Here is a 13,301-nt window from a genome sequence, read left to right as displayed (position 1 = left end):
ACGCCATTGCCCCATTCGCGGGGCCTGTGATAGCGTTCGCCAATAGTTCAGCGTTGAACTGGAGTCGCTAGTTCAACGCTGAACTAACCCCGGTCGGGCCCTCGCCCGACCATGCGACCAGGAGGATCCATGAGCAGCACCAAGCCGGCGGCGGCCCTCGCCGCGGCCGCACTCCTCGGACTCGCCGCCTGCGGAGGCGGCGGCACCCCGCACGAGGCGGCCACCGAGTTCGCCCCCGACACCGAAGCCGAGATCACCTTCACCTGGTGGGGCAACGACGAGCGCGCCGACTGGATGAACCAGGCCCTCGACCTGTTCAACCAGGAGTACCCGAACGTCGAGGTGGTCCGGAACTTCAACGCCTGGGCCGACTACTGGACCGCCCGCAACACCGAGGCCGCCGGCCAGGCCCTCCCCGACGTCCTCATGATGGACGCCGGCTACCTCGGCGAGTACGCCGACAAGGGCCTCTTCCTCGACCTCGGCGCCTACGAGGGCGGCCTCCTCGACACCGCCGGCTACGCCGACACCCTCCTGGAGTCCGGCACCGTGAACGACCAGCTCGTCGGCGTCCCCATGGGCTACAACGCCTGGTCCATGATGTACAACAAGGACCTCCTCGACGAACTCGGCGTCCCCTACCCGACTGCCGACATGACCCTCGACGACCTCGAGGCCTACGTCCTCCAGGTCAACCAGGCCGGCGCCGCCCAGGACCCGCCCGTCTACGGCGCCTCCGACTACACCGGCAGCTTCCCCGGGTTCATCTACTCCCGCATGCAGGAAGGCGAACCCGTCTTCACCGAGGACGGCCGCCCCGCCTTCGAAGAGGACGACGTCGTCGACTACCTCGACTCCGTCGCCGGCCTCCGCGACGCCGGCGACTTCTACCCCGTCGAACGCACCGTCGCCCTCGACCCGCTCGGCGGCTTCCTCGGCGGCGAGGCCGCCCTCTGGTTCAACTTCTCCACCACCGTCGCCCAGGCCATGAGCGACATCGGCACCGAGAACATCGGCATGGTCCAGGCCCCCACCGCGGACGGCACCCACGTCCTCGCCGACCACCCGAGCATGCTCCTCTCCGTCGCCGCCAACACCGACCAGCCCGACGCCGCCGCCGTCCTCGTCGACTTCCTCGCCAACTCGCCCGAGGTCAAGGCGATCTTCGGCGCCTCCCTCGGCGCGCCGCCCACCGAGGAAGGCCGCGCCGCCGTCGAGCAGTCCGCCTCCGACGGCGTCGACTTCGCCTACCTCGACGCCATCGACGCCGAGATCACCGAGAGCTACCCGCTCCTGCCCTCCGGCTACGGCTCCATCGAGGCCAAGTGGGGCGAGCTGCACGAGCAGCTCCTCTACGGCGACATCGACACCGAGCAGCTCGCACAGGAGCTCTTCTCCGAGATGGACATGCTCCTCGGATGACCGCCAGCGCGGCCCGGGCGACCGCCCGGGCCGCCCCGAACCCTTCGCCTCAGAGGAGATCGGCACATGGCCGACACCACGATCGCGCGAGACCCCGTCCGCGCCCGGGCGCGCCGCCGCAGCCGGGACCGCTCGACCCGGGCCGGGTACGCCTTCCTGTCCCCGTGGCTCATCGGATTCCTCGGCCTCACCGCCGGGCCGATGATCGCCTCGCTCTACCTGTCCTTCACCGACTACAACCTCTTCACGCCGCCGGTTTTCACCGGACTGGAGAACTACCAGCGGCTCCTGACCGACTCCAACTTCCTCCAGTCCGCCAAGGTCACCGCCCTCTACGTCGTCTTCGGCACCCCGGTCAAGCTGGCCGCCGCGCTCGCGGTCGCCATGCTGCTCCACAGCTCCCGCCGCGGCCAGGGCTTCTACCGCTCCGCGTACTACCTGCCCTCGCTCATCGGCGGCAGCGTCTCCATCGCGATCGTGTGGAAGGCGATGTTCATCGACGAGGGCATCGTGGCCCGGATCGGCGCCGTCTTCGGCGGCCCCGACGCCGCCGCGGCTGGCTGGGTCGGCGACCCCGGCCGCACCCTGCCCATGCTCGTCTTGCTCACCGTGTGGCAGTTCGGCGCGCCCATGGTCATCTTCCTCGCCGGCCTCAAGCAGGTCCCCGCCGAGATGTACGAGGCGGCCGAAGTGGACGGCGCCGGCCCCGTCCGCCGGTTCTGGAGCATCACGATCCCGCTCCTGTCGCCGGTGCTGTTCTTCAACCTGCTGCTGGAGACGATCCACGCGTTCCAGATCTTCAACTCCGCGTTCATCATCTCCAACGGCTCGGGCGGACCCGCCCAGTCGACCCTGTTCTACACGCTGTACCTCTACTTCCGCGGCTTCCGCGACTTCCAGATGGGGTACGCGTCGGCGATGGCCTGGGTCCTGGTGGTCGTGGTCGGCCTCATCAGCCTGCTGCTGTTCCGCAGCTCGAAATCGTGGGTGCACTACTCGGGAGACGACAAATGACCCAGACCCTCGACACCCCCGCCCTCCGGACCGAGCGCGAGGCCCGATCGGCCCGGCTCCGCAAGCGCGCCCGGGCCCGCCGCACCGGCGGCTCGATCCTCTTCCACGCCTTCGCGATCGCCGTGCTCGTCGTCATCCTCTACCCCGCGGTGTGGATGCTCATGAGCTCCTTCAAGCCCGGCAACGAGATCATCGGCTCCGTGAGCCTCCTCCCGACCGGGGGCGGCCTCCAGAACTACGCCACCGCACTCGAGGGCATCGGCGGGATCTCCTTCTGGACCTTCGTCCTCAACTCGCTGATCCTCGCCGCCGGGTCGGTGGTCGGCATCCTGCTCTCGTGCTCGCTCGCGGCCTACGCGTTCGCGCGCGTGCGGTTCCGCGGCCGGAACGTCTTCTTCGTGTGCATGATCGCCACGATGCTCCTGCCGTTCCACGTCGTCATCATCCCGCAGTACATCGTGTTCAACGAGCTGGGCATGATCAACACCTACTGGCCGCTGCTGCTGGGCAAGTTCCTCGCCACCGAGTCCTTCTTCGTGTTCCTCATGATCCAGTTCATCCGCGGCCTGCCGCGCGAACTCGACGAGGCCGCCGTCATCGACGGCGCCGGGCACCCGCGGATCTTCTTCTCGATCATCCTGCCGCTCATGAAGCCCGCCCTCGTCACCAGCGCGATCTTCGCGTTCATCTGGTCCTGGAACGACTTCTTCGGCCCGCTCCTCTACCTCAAGGAACCCGGCATGTACACCATGCCGCTCGCCCTGCGGCTCTACGTGGACCAGACCTCGACCAGCGACTACGGCGCCCAGATGGCCATGGCGATCCTCGCCCTCGTGCCGGTGCTCCTGTTCTTCTTCGCCTTCCAGCGCCAGCTCGTCGGCGGCGTCGCCACCCAGGGGCTCAAGGGATGAGCGCCCGCACCGCCCGCCGGACGCCCCCGGCCGACCACCTGGTCCGCTTCGGCGGCGGCGGCCTCGGCCTGTTCGGCGAGATGATCGTCGTCGGGCTCGTGACCACGGCGCTCTCGCTGCTCCTGGTGACGGCCCTCCCCGCGCTCGCCGCCGGGACCCGCCACCTCGACCGGCACGCCGACGACCGCAGCGACGGCCTCCGCGACCTGCTGCGCGCGACGTGGCGCGCCTGCCGCGGCGGCTGGCCCGCGGGCGCCCTGGCCGCCCTCGTCACGGGCCTCCTCGGCCTCAACGTGGCCCTCGGCGTCCAGGGCCTGGTGCCCGGCGGCACCGCGCTGGCGGTCGTCAGCGCGGTCCTCGCGGCGGCCGTGCTCGCCGTCGCGGTCCGCGCCGCCGCGCTGTGGGAGCCGGACGCCGACTGGCGCGAGCTGCTGCGCGACGCCGCCCACCTGACCACCGCCGACCCCGCCGGCACCGCGTACGTCCTGACCGGACTCGGCGCCGCCGCCGTCGTGGCCTGGATGTTCCTGCCGCTCATCGTCATCGCCCCCGGGATGCTCGCGGTCGCGCTCCTCGTCGCGCGCCGCCGCGCCCTTCGCTGACGGCGCCGGGGGACTACTCCGGCGCCAGGTCCACCACGTCGGCGCCGTACACGCGGATCAGCTCGTCCGCGTCCACCAGCGCCGCGAACGCGTGGGAACCGGAGCCGACGACGATCGCCCGCCCGCGCAGCCGCTCGTCGGCCAGCACCGGGAACGCCTCGGCCGCGCCCAGCGGCGTGATCGTGCCGCGCTCGTAGCCCGTGGCCGCGAACGCCTCCTCGGCCGTCGGCAGCTTCAGCTTGTTCACGCCCAGCACGGCCCGCAGCTTCGGCCACGAGAACCGGTCCTCGTACGGCACCAGCACGAACACGAACCCGTCCCGGTGGCGCAGCACGACCGTCTTCACGCCCGTCACCGCGCCCTCTCGCACGATCGGCGCGCCGGTATCGGAGTCGCGCGGCACGAACGCCACGTCCAGGCCGCGCGCGGCCGCGTCCGCCGCCGCCCGTTCGGGAACCGCCTCGTCGCTCATGGGCGCAAGGCTATCCCGGCAGCCTCACCCGTCGCGCCGTTCCGGCTCCGCGACCGGCGACCACGCCACCGGCTGCGACAGGATCATGCTGCTGCTCGGCCTCCCGTACCGGGCCAGGCGGTCGATGAACGACTCGAACTCGGCCATCGACGGCACCGCCGCCACCAGCACCGAGCAGCCGTCCCCGGTGATGCGGAACAGCTGCCGGATCTGCGGCCACGACGCCACCTCGGGGTCGCGCAGCAGGCAGCTGGGCCCGTAGCAGTCCATCACGACCACCGCCTGCACCGGGAACCCGGCCGCCTCCGGCGCCACGTGCGCGTGGTACCCGCCGATCACCCCGTCCGCCTCCAGCCGCCGCACCCGCTCGGCCACGGCCGGCGCCGACAGGTGCACCCGCCGCGACAGCTCGTTGAAGGAGAGCCGGGCGTCGGCCTGCAGCTCCTGGAGCAGCCGCCAGTCCATGCGATCCATGCGGGTTTCCGTTCATAAGGCCGTCTCGCGAATCAGATCGTGATCGTAACCCCGCGCGCGCGAACCGGGTCGCGTTCGCCCTTCCCGCCCGCCCCGGAAGCGACGACGATGTGGACATGGACGAGCCCGCATTCCGCACCATCATCGAACCCTTCCGCATCCACTCGGTCGAGCCGATCCGGATGACCACCGCCGCCGAGCGCGCCGACCGCATCGCCGGCGCCGCGTACAACCTCTTCCAGCTCCACGCGGACGACGTCCTCATCGACCTCCTCACCGACTCCGGCACCGGCGCGATGAGCCGCGACCAGTGGGCCGCCATCCAGCGCGGCGACGAGTCCTACGCCGGGTCCCCCTCCTACTTCGTGTTCCGCGACGCCGTGCGCGACCTCTTCGACTTCGAGCACGTCATCCCCGTCCACCAGGGACGCGCCGCCGAGCGCATCCTCTTCTCCGTCCTCGGCGGCCCGGGCAGGGTCGTCCCGAACAACACCCACTTCGACACCACCCGCGCCAACGTCGAGGCCACCGGCGCCGAGGCCGTCGACCTCGTCATCGCCGAGGGCCGCGACCCCGCCTCGCACCACCCCTTCAAAGGGAACATGGACCTCGACGCCCTCGACGCGCTGCTCACCGAGCGCGGCGCCGACGTGCCGTGCGTCTTCGTCACCGTCACCAACAACAGCGGCGGGGGACAACCGGTCTCGCTGGCGAACCTGCGCGGCGTGCGCGCCCTCTGCGACACGCACGGCAAGCCCCTGTTCCTCGACGCCTGCCGCTTCGCCGAGAACGCCTGGTTCATCCGCGAACGCGAAGCGGGCCAAGGCGAGCGCGACGTGGTCGACATCGTGCGCGACATGGCCGCGCTCGCCGACGGGATGACCATGAGCGCCAAGAAGGACCCGATGGGCAACATCGGCGGCTGGCTCGCCCTCGACGACCCGGACCTCGCGCAGGAGTGCCGGAACATGCTCATCCTCACCGAGGGCTTCCCGACCTACGGCGGCCTCGCCGGGCGCGACCTGGAGGCGCTGGCCCAGGGCCTCAAGGAGGTCGTGCAGCACGACTACCTGCGCTACCGGATCACCGCCACCGCGTACCTCGGCGAGGCGCTCCAGAAGGCCGGGATACCGGTGCTCAGCCCCATCGGCGGCCACGCGGTCTACATCGACGCCCGCGCGCTCCTCCCGCACCTCGACCCGCTCCACTACCCGGGGCAGGCCGTCGCCGTGGCCCTGTACGAACTCGGCGGGGTCCGCTCCTGCGAGATCGGCACCGTCATGTTCGGCCGCCGCCCCGACGGCGCCGAGGTCCCCGCGCCGATGGACCTGGTGCGCCTGGCGATCCCGCGCCGCACGTACACGCAGAGCCACATGGACTACGTCATCGAGGTCTGCCAGCGCCTGGCCGAGCGCGCCCACCGGCTCCCCGGCTACCGCATCGTCGACGAGCCGAACGCATTGCGCCACTTCACGGCCCGCTTCGAGCCGATCCACTAGGGTTCGCCCGGGCCGGCCCTCCGGGCGGGCCCGGCGCCCGAACGGGCCGCCGCGGCCCGCAGCCGCTCGGCGAACCCCCGATATCCGTCCATGAAGGACTCGGGCGCCTCGATCGTGAAGCCCGCGTCCAGGGACGCCAGCGCGGCCAGCGGCCACTCCCACGACTCCTGGTGCAGCACGACGCGGGTGCGGCCGCCGTCGAGCGCCGTCACCTCCGCGGTGTCGTGCCGGAACGCCTCCGCGACCGGCCCGGCCGCCTCCTCGACCGTGAACGCCACGACCTCCCGGTTCCGCCTGATCCCCGTCACCAGGTAGTCCAGCGCCGGCGGCGCCGACCGGGACTCGAACCGGTTGGTGGACAGGCGGAGCGCGTCGATCCGGTCGGTGCGGAACACCCGCCAGTCGCCCTTGCCGAGGTCCCACGCCAGCAGGTACCACCGCTGCAGGTGGTGCACCTGCCGGTGCGGCTCGACCCAGCGCGAGGAGGCCGCCCCGTTCGCCCGCCGGTAGTCGAACGCGACGATCTGCCGGTTCGCGATGGCGTCCGCCAGCTCGCCCAGGTACCCGGCGCTCGTGCTCGGGGCCCCCACCTCCCCGGTGTCCAGGCTCGCGCGCAGCCGCGCGATCCGGTGGCGCAGCCGTTTAGGCAGGTACTGCTCGACCTTCCCGTACGCGCGGGTCGCCGCCTCGTCCACCGAGCCCTCGACCGCGCTGCCCGTGGAGGCGAGCGCCGCCAGGCCGAGGAGGATCGCCACCGCCTCGTCGTCCTCCAGCATGAGCGGCGGCATCGCGGCCCCCGCGGTGAGTCGGTAGTGGCCGCCCGGCCCCGGCCGCGTCTCGACCGGGTACCCGTACTCGCGGAGCCGGTCGACGTCGCGGCGCAGCGTGCGCGGGCTGACCCCGATCCGCGCGGCGAGGTCGCCGCCCGCGAACGAGCGGCCGGTCTGGAGCGTCGCCAGGAGTGAGAGCATGCGGCGGGTGACATCGGACATGCCCTCAGTCTGCCCCGAATTGCGGTCAGGATACGACCGCATCTCCGCATAGCGTCGACGCCATGAACGAGCGAATGATCCGCATCCGCGGCGCCAGGTCCAACAACCTCGACTCGATCGACCTCGACGTGCCCCGCGGCGCCCTCACCGTCTTCGCGGGCGTCTCCGGCTCCGGCAAGTCCTCGCTGGTGTTCGACACGATCGCCGCCGAAGCCGGGCACCAGGTCAACGAGACGTACCCGCCGTTCCTGCGCAACCGCCTCCCGAAGTGGACCCGGCCCGAGGCCGACGAGCTCGCGGGGCTCTCGCCGGTCGTCGTCATCGACCAGCGCCGCCTCGGCGGCAACGCCCGCTCCACCGTCGGCACCGTCACCGACGCCTGGACCTACCTGCGGCTCCTGTACTCCCGCATCGGGACCCCGCACCTCGGCGAGTCCAACCGGTTCTCCTTCAACGAGCCCGCGGGCATGTGCCCCGCCTGCTCGGGCCTCGGCGAGACCGTCGCCCTCGCCACCGACCGCTTCCTCGACCTCGACCGGTCCCTGCGCGGCGGCGCGATCCTCCTGCCCGGCTTCGTCGACGGCGGCTACTGGCACGCCAAGTACACCGACATCGGCTCGTTCGACCCCGACACGCCCCTGCGCGAGTGGACCGAGGACCAGCGCCTCGCCCTCCTGCACGGTGGCGCGCACGCCTCCCGCCTCGACCCGCGCCCGCCCGCCTCCTACGAGAGCCTCACCGCCTGGTTCGAGCGGATCTACCTGCGCACCTCCGACGACCTCTCCGATCAGAAGCGCCAGGCCATCGACCGGTTCACCCGCTCCGGCACCTGCCCCGAGTGCGGCGGCGAGCGCCTGAACGCCGAGGCCCGCGCCGTCCGCGTCCTCGGCCGCACCATCGGCGAACTCGCCCTCATGGAGGTCGCCGAACTCGCCGCGCACGTCGCGGCCGTCCACGACCCCGCCGTCGCCCCCGTCGTCGCCGCCCTCGTCGAGCGCCTGCGCGCGATGGACGCCATCGGCCTCGGCTACCTCCACCTCGGCCGCGCCACCGCCAGCCTCTCCGGCGGCGAGTCCCAGCGCATCAAGACCGTCAAGCACCTGGGCTCCAGCCTCATCGAGCTGCTGTACATCTTCGACGAGCCCACCGTCGGCCTCCACCCGCACGACGTCGACGCCATGACCGGCCTCCTGAAGCGCCTGCGCGACAAGGGCAACACCGTCCTCGTCGTCGAGCACGACCCCGCCGTCATGGCCGCCGCCGACCAGATCGTGGAGATCGGCCCCGACGCGGGCGCCGCCGGCGGCCGCGTGGTCTTCCAAGGCACGTACGCGCAGCTCCTCCGCGCCGACACGCCCACCGCGAAGGCCCTCGCCGCCCGCACCCCGGCCCCGCGCACGCCGCGCGAGCCCGCCGGCACCGTCACCGTCGCGCACGCCGCCCGCAACAACCTCCGCGACCTCACCGTCGACGTCCCCACCGGCGTGCTCACCGTCCTCACCGGCGTCGCCGGCTCCGGGAAGTCGAGCCTCGCCGCCGAACTCGTCGCCCAGCACGGCGCGATCGTCGTCGACCAGAAGCCCGTCGGCGCCAACCGCCGCTCGACCCCCGTCACCTACACCGGGATCGCCGCGCCGATCCGCCGGCTCTTCGCCAAGGCCAGCGGCCTGCCCGCCAAGTACTTCAGCGCCAACTCCGAAGGCGCCTGCCCCGACTGCAAGGGCCTCGGCATCGTCTATACCGACCTCGCCTTCATGGACGGCCAGGAGACCGTCTGCGAGACCTGCGGCGGCCGCCGCTTCACCGCCGAGGCGCTGCGCCACCGCGTCGACGGGCTCACCGTCGCCGACGTCGACGCCCTCACCATCGCCGACGCCCTCGACCGGCTCCCCGACCCCGCCATCCGCAAGGGCCTGCGCGACCTCGACCGGGTCGGCCTCGGCTACCTGCGCCTGGGCCAGCCCCTCACCACCCTCTCCGGCGGCGAGTGCCAGCGCGTCAAGATCGCCAAAGAGCTGCGCGAGGCCGCCGCACCGTCCGTGTACGTCCTCGACGAGCCCACCACCGGACTCCACCTGCGCGACGTCGATACGCTCCTCGACGTCATGTCCCAGCTCGTCGACCGCGGCCACACCGTCGTCGTCATCGAGCACCACCTCGACGTGATCCGCAGCGCCGACTGGGTCGTCGACCTCGGCCCCGGCGCGGGCCGCCACGGCGGCCGCGTCCTCTACGAAGGCCCGGTCGCCGGCCTCCGCGACACCCCCACCGCGGCCGCACTCGGCCACCCCTAGCGCCGGTCCCTAGCACCCCGCGGGAGGTACGCGCGGATCGGCCCGTACCTCCCGCGGAGTACGGCGATCGCCCTCTCCGGGCCGATCCGCGCACGAGGCCCCGGCGGCACACTGGCCCGCATGAAAGGGTTCTTCCTGGGGTGGACGCGCTTCGTCGCCGTGCTCCTCGTCCTCCAGATCGCCTTCGCCGGATGGGGCGCCGTCTCCGTGGGCGAGGACCGCACCATGCGCTTCATCGTCCACGTCGCCAACGGCGGCATGATCCTGTTCTGGCTCCTGCTCTCGCTCGTCTTCGCCCTCATCGCCCGGCCCGGCTGGAAGGCCGTCCTCCTGACCGCCCTCTCGCTGTTCATGGTCTTCGCGCAGGGCGCGTTCGCCCACGGCTTCGGCTCCTCCGGCACCCTCGGCGGCGTCGGCATCGCCCTCCACGCCGCCAACGGCCTCGGCATCCTCGCCGTCCAACTGGTCGTCGCCCGCCTCGCCAAGCGGGCCGCCGACGCCAAGCGCGCCGAGTGCGCCGCCCGAATCGAGGTCCCCGCGTGAACACCGCCCTCGCACGAGCCCTGCGCGTCTGGCTGCTGCTCCTGCTCCTGCTGCTCGTCGTCCAGTTCGCGCTGGCGGGCTTCGGGATCGGCTACGGCGGCGGCGTGGGCGACGGCTTCCGCCTCCACTTCCTCAACGGCGACGTGCTCCTCTACGGCTCCGCCGCGGCCGTCGTCCTCGCCCTCGCGGCCAGGACCGGCCGCCGCATCGTGCTGCTGACCGCCCTCGGCACGCTCCTCGTGGCGCTCCAGCACCTCATGGGCCTGCTCAGCGTCCCCGGGACGCCCTGGGGCCAGTCGCTGTTCCTCGTCCACGCCCTGAACGGCCTGGCGCTCATCTTCCTCACGCTCCGGACCGGCCACCTGGTCCGCGACCGCCTCCGCGAGGCCGCGGCCGCCCGCGCCGGATCACTCCACTGAGTCCCAGTGCCGCCGGTGCGCCGACACCGACCACGCCGAGACGCGCTCGGCGTCGGGCTCCGGCGGCAGCGGCGTCCGGCCCGCGTCCAGCAGCGACTCGATCCGGTCCCGCGCGGCTGTGATCTCGGCGAGCACGACGTCGAGGTCCGGCTCGCCGCCCGACTTCACCCGCAGCACCCGCTCGCGGTCGGCCGCGGGCATCGGCAGCGTGAGCGTCGCGTGCTCGGTCATCTCCAGTCCCTGCAACCCGAGCCGGAGCGCATGGGACGCGACCTGGTTTGCGGCCGCGAACGCGGGCCCGGTGTCGGCCCGGTCTGCGAGACTCGCTGGAACGCGCATTCGAGACGACGGAGCCCAGCCATGCGGACACTCATCGCCACGGTCTTCAACTACTCCCTCGACGGCCTCCTGGCCGACGAGGGCACCGCCTTCTGGGACTTCTGCTTCAGCCTGCCCGAGAACGAGCACCCGGACGACCCGGGCCAGCTCGAGTTCCTGCGGAACGCGCACGCGATCGTGCTGGGCCGCACCGCGTACGAGGGCATCGCCGCCGCCATGACGACCTCGAACGCCGACCACCCGTTCGCGCGGGTCCTCACCGCCCAGCGCAAGATCGTCTTCTCCACGACCATGGCGACCGCCGACTGGGCGAACACCTCGATCGCCTCGGGCGACACCGCGGAGGAGGTCGACCGGCTGCGCCGGGGCGGCGACGGCTACCTGGTCGTCATGGGCGGCGTGGCCCTCTGGCGCTCGCTCATGGCCCTGGACCTGCTCGACGAGCTGCATGTGAGCATGTTCCCGTACATCGCGGGGGAGGGCACCCGCCTCTTCGACGGCGTGCCGGCGTCCTACCGCCTCGACCTGATGTCCAGCAGCGCCTCGGGCAACGGGATCGTCGAACTCCGCTACGGCAGGCACCGCGGTTGAAGGCCCGCCCGGACCGGGCGGGCCGCGCCGCTCAGGCGTACTGCCCGGCCGTGTAGCCGCCCGCCGGGCTGCCCGCGAGGACGTTGAGCCGGTTGTAGGCGTTGATGACGGCGATGACGGAGATGAGCCCGGCGAGCTGGTCGTCGTCGAACTCCTCGCGCGCGGCGTCCCAGACGCCCGCGTCGATCCCGGTCTGCGCGTCCGCGATGCGCGTGCCCTCCTCGGTCAGCGCCAGCGCGGCCCGCTCGGCGCCGGTGAACGGCACCGCCTCGCGCCAGGCGGCGACGAGGTTGAGGCGGACCGGGTCCTCGCCGGCGTGGACGGCGTCCTTGTAGTGCATGTCGGTGCAGAAGCCGCACCCGTTGATCTGGCTGGCGCGCAGCAGGACCAGGTTCGGGATCTCGGCGGGCAGGCCCGCGCCCTCGACGGCCTTCGCGGCGGAGTTGATGAACTTGACGACCTTCCCGGCGACGGGGCTGGCGTAGAAATTGAAACGCGGTTCCATGTGGCTCTCCTTCTCGGTGGTTCCAGAGGCCTGACGGATCCCGCGGGCCTCGTGTGACCGGAGGTGCCACGCGTCACTTTTCGGGTGGTACAGCCTGCTGCACCGCCCGCCGGACCCCTGGACCCACCCCGGACCCGCCAGGTGACTGCATTGGGGCAGAGGGCGATCGGCCATAGCGTTGAGGGTGTCCGACAAGCACCGAGGAGCCGTCATGAACGACCACCCGCCCACCACCACCGCCCCCGCGCCGCACCAGGTCGCGGGCGGCCACTACAAACTCACCACCACCGTGCTGTGGATCGCCCTCGCCGGGGGGATGGTGCTCAACATCGGGCTCCAGTCCGCCGGCCTGTGGGTCCTCGCGGTCCCGTTCGGCCTCCTGGCCCTCGGCAGCGCCGCGGGCCTCGTCGCCCGCGCGATCGTGACCGGCAAGCGCCGGTGAAGGGCCTGACCGCACTGCGCGGCGAGCGCCGGGCGGACCCGACCAGGGCGCCGGCGCTCGAACTCCGCGAGGTCACCAAGACCTACGACGGCGCGCACACCGTCCTCGACCGCGTCTCCCTCGAGGTCCGGCGCGGCTCGTTCCTCGCGATCATGGGCCCTTCGGGGTCCGGCAAGTCGACCCTGCTGCACTGCGCGTCCGGCATGGACGACCCCACGAGCGGGGAGGTGCGCGTCGGCGGCCGCCGCCTCTCCGGCCTCAACGAGACCAAACGGACCCTGCTGCGCCGCAAGCACATCGGGTTCGTCTTCCAGTCGTACAACCTCATGCCCTCGCTCACCGTCGAGGAGAACCTGACGCTCCCGCTGCGCCTGTCCGGCGCGACCGCCGACGGCGGCTGGCTGGGGCACCTGGTCGAGCGGGTCGGCCTCGCCGGGCTCCTCGACCGCCGGCCCGCCGAGCTCTCCGGCGGCCAGCAGCAGCGCGCCGCCATCGCCCGGTCCCTCGCCGCCCGGCCCGACGTCCTCTTCGCCGACGAGCCGACCGGCGCGCTCGACCTCGACACCGCCGCCGACGTCCTCGACCTGCTCCGCGAGCTCGCCGACGAGTGGGAGCAGACCGTCGTCATGGTCACCCACGACCCGGCCGCCGCCGCCCGCGCCCACGCCGCCTGCGTCGTCGCCGACGGCCGCATCGACGCCTACCTGGACCACCCCACCGCCGACGACCTCGCCCACCGCCTCACCGCCCTCGGCCGGCGCTGACACCGCAGGAACCCTCCG

Annotated in this window: 16 protein-coding genes; 11 read left to right on the top strand and 5 right to left on the bottom strand. The window is 72.3% G+C overall.

The window, feature by feature from the left end; all coding sequences use genetic code 11:
* Positions 1-129 precede the first annotated feature (129 nt).
* From ABD419_RS24310 to ABD419_RS24295, 4 genes are all read left to right on the top strand, one after another.
* Positions 130-1,422 carry an ABC transporter substrate-binding protein gene (locus ABD419_RS24310; protein ID WP_344492523.1) on the top strand — a complete coding sequence of 431 codons (1,293 nt, stop codon included), beginning with the start codon at positions 130-132 and terminating at the stop codon, positions 1,420-1,422.
* Between the two features lie 66 nt (positions 1,423-1,488).
* Positions 1,489-2,436, top strand: a complete 948-nt coding sequence (locus tag ABD419_RS24305; RefSeq protein WP_344492520.1) for a carbohydrate ABC transporter permease — start codon at positions 1,489-1,491, stop codon at positions 2,434-2,436.
* Positions 2,433-3,347, top strand: coding sequence for a carbohydrate ABC transporter permease (locus ABD419_RS24300; protein WP_344492517.1), 915 nt, complete (start codon positions 2,433-2,435; stop codon positions 3,345-3,347). The genes ABD419_RS24305 and ABD419_RS24300 overlap by 4 nt, the downstream gene beginning before the upstream one ends.
* A complete protein-coding gene (locus ABD419_RS24295; RefSeq protein WP_344492514.1) occupies positions 3,344-3,949 on the top strand; it encodes a hypothetical protein in 606 nt (201 codons plus the stop codon). Before ABD419_RS24300 ends, ABD419_RS24295 begins: the two co-directional genes overlap by 4 nt.
* A 13-nt stretch (positions 3,950-3,962) precedes the next feature.
* Here the strand turns inward: ABD419_RS24295 and ABD419_RS24290 are convergent, their stop codons facing one another.
* On the bottom strand, positions 3,963-4,421 hold the full coding sequence (locus ABD419_RS24290; protein ID WP_344492511.1) for an aminoacyl-tRNA deacylase: 459 nt from the start codon (positions 4,419-4,421) through the stop codon (positions 3,963-3,965).
* Between the two features lie 24 nt (positions 4,422-4,445).
* Positions 4,446-4,895, bottom strand: coding sequence for an Lrp/AsnC family transcriptional regulator (locus tag ABD419_RS24285; RefSeq protein ID WP_344492508.1), 450 nt, complete (start codon positions 4,893-4,895; stop codon positions 4,446-4,448).
* 116 nt (positions 4,896-5,011) lie between these two features.
* Here ABD419_RS24285 and ABD419_RS24280 point away from each other — a divergent pair, with 116 nt between their 5' ends.
* Complete coding sequence (locus ABD419_RS24280; protein WP_344492505.1) at positions 5,012-6,394, top strand: tryptophanase; 1,383 nt, start codon at positions 5,012-5,014, stop codon at positions 6,392-6,394.
* Here ABD419_RS24280 and ABD419_RS24275 read toward each other — a convergent pair.
* Complete coding sequence (locus ABD419_RS24275; protein WP_344492502.1) at positions 6,391-7,386, bottom strand: helix-turn-helix transcriptional regulator; 996 nt, start codon at positions 7,384-7,386, stop codon at positions 6,391-6,393. The two genes, ABD419_RS24280 and ABD419_RS24275, sit on opposite strands and share 4 nt — an antisense overlap.
* Positions 7,387-7,448: 62 nt before the next feature.
* On the opposite strand from ABD419_RS24275, the gene ABD419_RS24270 reads away from it, so the two are divergent.
* The 3 genes from ABD419_RS24270 (at position 7,449) to ABD419_RS24260 (ending at position 10,642) form a co-directional block, all read left to right on the top strand.
* Positions 7,449-9,680 carry an ATP-binding cassette domain-containing protein gene (locus ABD419_RS24270; RefSeq protein WP_344492499.1) on the top strand — a complete coding sequence of 744 codons (2,232 nt, stop codon included), beginning with the start codon at positions 7,449-7,451 and terminating at the stop codon, positions 9,678-9,680.
* Between the two features lie 120 nt (positions 9,681-9,800).
* Positions 9,801-10,223: a hypothetical protein gene (locus tag ABD419_RS24265; RefSeq protein WP_344492496.1), complete on the top strand. Its 423-nt coding sequence runs from the start codon at positions 9,801-9,803 to the stop codon at positions 10,221-10,223.
* Entirely contained in the window at positions 10,220-10,642 is a 423-nt protein-coding gene (locus ABD419_RS24260) for a hypothetical protein (protein ID WP_344492494.1), read from the top strand. Before ABD419_RS24265 ends, ABD419_RS24260 begins: the two co-directional genes overlap by 4 nt.
* On the opposite strand, the gene ABD419_RS24255 is transcribed toward ABD419_RS24260, so the two are convergent.
* Positions 10,631-10,873 carry a hypothetical protein gene (locus tag ABD419_RS24255; protein WP_344492491.1) on the bottom strand — a complete coding sequence of 81 codons (243 nt, stop codon included), beginning with the start codon at positions 10,871-10,873 and terminating at the stop codon, positions 10,631-10,633. The two genes, ABD419_RS24260 and ABD419_RS24255, sit on opposite strands and share 12 nt — an antisense overlap.
* A gap of 129 nt (positions 10,874-11,002) precedes the next feature.
* Between ABD419_RS24255 and ABD419_RS24250 the strand changes: the two genes are divergently transcribed.
* Positions 11,003-11,572 carry a dihydrofolate reductase family protein gene (locus tag ABD419_RS24250; RefSeq protein ID WP_344492488.1) on the top strand — a complete coding sequence of 190 codons (570 nt, stop codon included), beginning with the start codon at positions 11,003-11,005 and terminating at the stop codon, positions 11,570-11,572.
* A gap of 31 nt (positions 11,573-11,603) precedes the next feature.
* Here ABD419_RS24250 and ABD419_RS24245 read toward each other — a convergent pair whose 3' ends face one another.
* Complete coding sequence (locus tag ABD419_RS24245) at positions 11,604-12,077, bottom strand: carboxymuconolactone decarboxylase family protein (RefSeq protein WP_344492485.1); 474 nt, start codon at positions 12,075-12,077, stop codon at positions 11,604-11,606.
* A 211-nt stretch (positions 12,078-12,288) separates the two neighbouring features.
* On the opposite strand from ABD419_RS24245, the gene ABD419_RS24240 reads away from it, so the two are divergent.
* Both ABD419_RS24240 and ABD419_RS24235 read left to right on the top strand, forming a co-directional pair.
* Entirely contained in the window at positions 12,289-12,519 is a 231-nt protein-coding gene (locus tag ABD419_RS24240) for a hypothetical protein (protein WP_344492482.1), read from the top strand.
* Positions 12,520-12,524: 5 nt separating this feature from the next.
* Entirely contained in the window at positions 12,525-13,283 is a 759-nt protein-coding gene (locus ABD419_RS24235) for an ABC transporter ATP-binding protein (protein ID WP_344492701.1), read from the top strand.
* Positions 13,284-13,301: the final 18 nt, after the last annotated feature.

The organism is Glycomyces endophyticus (assembly GCF_039531525.1).
Classification (GTDB): domain Bacteria; phylum Actinomycetota; class Actinomycetes; order Mycobacteriales; family Micromonosporaceae; genus Glycomyces; species Glycomyces endophyticus.
The sequence above is the reverse complement of the archived record's forward strand: the minus strand, read 5'-3'. Positions and strand labels throughout refer to the sequence as shown.

Bases quoted from the DNA above. Each gene is read 5' to 3' on its own strand.
- ABD419_RS24310 (WP_344492523.1), top strand. From the start codon at position 130: ATGAGCAGCACCAAGCCGGCGGCGGCCCTCGCCGCGGCCGCACTCCTC.
- ABD419_RS24305 (WP_344492520.1), top strand. From the start codon at position 1,489: ATGGCCGACACCACGATCGCGCGAGACCCCGTCCGCGCCCGGGCGCGC.
- ABD419_RS24300 (WP_344492517.1), top strand. From the start codon at position 2,433: ATGACCCAGACCCTCGACACCCCCGCCCTCCGGACCGAGCGCGAGGCC.
- ABD419_RS24295 (WP_344492514.1), top strand. From the start codon at position 3,344: ATGAGCGCCCGCACCGCCCGCCGGACGCCCCCGGCCGACCACCTGGTC.
- ABD419_RS24290 (WP_344492511.1), bottom strand. From the start codon at position 4,421: ATGAGCGACGAGGCGGTTCCCGAACGGGCGGCGGCGGACGCGGCCGCG.
- ABD419_RS24285 (WP_344492508.1), bottom strand. From the start codon at position 4,895: ATGGATCGCATGGACTGGCGGCTGCTCCAGGAGCTGCAGGCCGACGCC.
- ABD419_RS24280 (WP_344492505.1), top strand. From the start codon at position 5,012: ATGGACGAGCCCGCATTCCGCACCATCATCGAACCCTTCCGCATCCAC.
- ABD419_RS24275 (WP_344492502.1), bottom strand. From the start codon at position 7,386: ATGTCCGATGTCACCCGCCGCATGCTCTCACTCCTGGCGACGCTCCAG.
- ABD419_RS24270 (WP_344492499.1), top strand. From the start codon at position 7,449: ATGAACGAGCGAATGATCCGCATCCGCGGCGCCAGGTCCAACAACCTC.
- ABD419_RS24265 (WP_344492496.1), top strand. From the start codon at position 9,801: ATGAAAGGGTTCTTCCTGGGGTGGACGCGCTTCGTCGCCGTGCTCCTC.
- ABD419_RS24255 (WP_344492491.1), bottom strand. From the start codon at position 10,873: ATGACCGAGCACGCGACGCTCACGCTGCCGATGCCCGCGGCCGACCGC.
- ABD419_RS24250 (WP_344492488.1), top strand. From the start codon at position 11,003: ATGCGGACACTCATCGCCACGGTCTTCAACTACTCCCTCGACGGCCTC.
- ABD419_RS24245 (WP_344492485.1), bottom strand. From the start codon at position 12,077: ATGGAACCGCGTTTCAATTTCTACGCCAGCCCCGTCGCCGGGAAGGTC.
- ABD419_RS24240 (WP_344492482.1), top strand. From the start codon at position 12,289: ATGAACGACCACCCGCCCACCACCACCGCCCCCGCGCCGCACCAGGTC.